The organism is Mesorhizobium sp. M7A.F.Ca.ET.027.03.2.1 (assembly GCF_003999175.1).
GTDB lineage: Bacteria > Pseudomonadota > Alphaproteobacteria > Rhizobiales > Rhizobiaceae > Mesorhizobium.
On record NZ_RZOM01000807.1, the window covers coordinates 1 to 2,901 of the forward strand.

Annotated in this window: 2 protein-coding genes; both read left to right on the top strand. The window is 64.1% G+C overall.

The window, feature by feature from the left end; all coding sequences use genetic code 11:
* The first annotated feature begins 89 nt into the window (after positions 1 to 89).
* Positions 90 to 458 (top strand): glycine cleavage system protein GcvH, encoded by a 369-nt coding sequence (gcvH, locus tag EN750_RS27210; protein ID WP_127320643.1) that lies wholly within the window; start codon positions 90 to 92, stop codon positions 456 to 458.
* Positions 459 to 475: 17 nt separating this feature from the next.
* Positions 476 to 2,901, top strand: a 2,426-nt coding sequence (gene gcvP, locus EN750_RS27215; protein WP_127398509.1) for an aminomethyl-transferring glycine dehydrogenase, incomplete at its 3' end; no start/stop codon positions are given.

Consider the following 2,901-nt stretch of genomic DNA (forward strand, 5'->3'; position numbering starts at 1 on the left):
GTCTTCGCCGATGTGCGCGGGACGAAAATCCCAGTCGATATCAGTTCCCTGCCCTTCACACCCCATCGCTACCGCAAAGGATGATCTCAATGGCAACGACCTATTTCACATCGGATCACGAGTGGCTCCGCGTCGAGGGCGGCATCGCCACGGTCGGCATCACTGATTACGCGCAGGAGCAGCTCGGCGACCTCGTCTTCGTCGAACTGCCGGAGACCGGAAAAAAATTGACCAAGGGCGACACCGCCGTCGTGGTCGAATCCGTCAAGGCGGCATCCGATGTCTATGCACCGGTCGATGGCGAGATCACAGAGGCCAACGGCACGCTGTCGTCGGATCCGTCACTGGTCAACTCGGCCGCAACAGGGGCCGGCTGGCTGTGGAAGATGAAGCTTGCCGACGAAAGCCAGCTCTCTGGCCTCATGGATGAGGCCGCCTACAAAGCCCATATCGGTTGATATCAGGACTTATTGACATGACCGCAGCACCCTACCCCTTCTCGGCCCGCCATATCGGTCCCGGCCTCAACGACACCAGGGCGATGCTGGCCGCCATCGGCGTGCCCTCGATCGAGACACTGATCAGCCAGTCCGTACCGAAGTCGATCCGGCTCGATCGGCCGCTTGCCCTACCAGCACCGGCGAGCGAAGCGGAAGCGCTGGCCGAACTCTCGGCTGTCATGTCGGGGAATACGGTGCTGAAAAGCTTCATCGGCGCCGGTTATCACGGCGTCCATGTCCCGCCGGTTATCCAGCGCAATCTGTTCGAGAATCCTGCCTGGTACACGGCCTACACGCCCTATCAGGCAGAGATCAGCCAAGGCCGGCTCGAAATGCTGTTCAACTTCCAGACGCTGGTCACCGAATTGACCGGCCTGCCGGTGGCCTCGGCCTCGCTGCTGGATGAGGCAACCGCCGTGGCCGAAGCCGTCGGCATCGCCTTGCGCCACCACCGTGACAAGCGAACCAAGGTCGCACTTGCCGGCACGCCGCATCCGCAAACGCTGGACGTGGTGCGCACCCGTGCCGAGCCGCTCGGCATCGAGATCGATGGCGAAACGATCGACGACAACACCGCCGCCCTGCTTGTCTCCTGGCCGGATACATTTGGCATCTATGGCGATCACAAGGCAGCGATCGAAAAGGCGCGCGCGACCGGGGCTATCGTCGTCTTCATCGCCGACCCGCTCGGCCTGACGCTGACCGACGCGCCGGCCAAGCTCGGCGCCGACATCGCCGTCGGCCCGATGCAGCGTTTTGGCGTGCCGATGGGCTTTGGCGGCCCGCACGCGGCCTATTGCGCCGTCTCCGACAGGCTCACGCGGTTGATGCCCGGCCGCCTGGTTGGCCAGTCTACCGACAGCAAGGGCCGGCCTGGGTACCGGCTTGCCTTGCAGACGCGCGAACAGCATATCCGCCGCGACAAGGCGACCTCCAACATCTGCACCGCGCAGGCGTTGCTCGCCAACATGGCGACTGCCTATGCCATCTGGCACGGCCCCGCCGGGCTGCAGGCGATTGCCGGGCGCATCCACACGCTGGCCAATCGTCTCGCCTCCGGGCTCAAAGCAGCAGGTATCTCCGTGCTCGGTTCAAGCCGCTTCGACACGGTGACGGCGGAGGTGAAGGGCAAGGCAACTTCGATCGCCACTGCGGCTGAAAAGGGTGGCAGATTGCTGCGTGCCGTCGATGCCGACCATATCGGCATTGCCTTCGACGAAACTTCGACCGAGGCCGATCTCGACGCAATAGCGGCCCTGTTCGGCGCCAAGGCTGGTGTCTCCGCCGACAGCACGGTGCCCGGCAAGCCGCGCGGCAAGGAGTTCCTGACCCAGCCTGTTTTCCACGAAAACAAGTCGGAAACCGAGATGATGCGCTTCCTGCGCCGGCTGGCCGACAAGGACCTGGCGCTCGACCGCGCCATGATCCCGCTGGGGTCCTGCACCATGAAGCTCAACGCCGCCGCCGAGATGATGCCGGTGAGTTGGCCGAGCATTGCCAATCTGCACCCTTTTGCCCCGGCCGCGCACTCGACAGGCTACCGTGCCATGATCGGTGAGCTGGAGGACTGGCTGTCGGAGATCACCGGCTTCGACGCCGTCACCTTGCAGCCCAATGCCGGGAGCCAGGGCGAATATGCCGGCCTGCTCGCCATCCGCGGCTATCACCGCTCACGCGGCGACAACCACCGCACCGTCTGCCTGATCCCCTCCTCGGCGCATGGTACCAATCCCGCGAGCGCGGCGATGGCCGGCATGAACGTCGTCGTCGTGCGCTGCACCGAAGACGGCAACATCGACATGGACGACATGAAGGCCAAGGCGACTGAGCATGCGCAAAATCTCGCGGCGCTGATGTTCACCTATCCCTCGACGCATGGCGTGTTCGAGGAAGGCGCACGCGATCTCTGCGCACTAATCCATGAGCATGGCGGCCAGGTCTATTTCGACGGTGCCAACCTCAACGCGCTGGTCGGGCTTGCCCGTCCCGGCGACATTGGCGCCGATGTCTGCCACATGAACCTGCACAAGACCTTCTGCATACCGCATGGCGGCGGCGGACCCGGCATCGGGCCGATCGGCGTCAAGGCGCATTTGAAGCCGTATTTGCCCGGCCATGTCACCGAAGGCTCGGCGCACGCCGTCTCCGCCGCCCCCTTCGGCAGCGCCTCGATCCTGCCGATCACCTGGATGTATATCCGCATGATGGGCGCCTCGGGCCTGAAGCAGGCGACCGAAACGGCGATCCTGTCCGCCAACTATATCGCGACGCGGCTCGGTGCGCATTTCCCGGTGCTCTACAAGGGCAGGCAGGGACGCGTCGCGCATGAATGCATCCTCGACACCCGCGTGCTCAAGGAGAGTGCAGGCATCAGTGTCGACTATGTCGCCAAGCGCTTGAT

Coding starts and splice junctions, on each gene's coding strand:
- gcvH (WP_127320643.1), top strand. CDS start 90: ATGGCAACGACCTATTTCACATCGGATCACGAGTGGCTCCGCGTCGAG.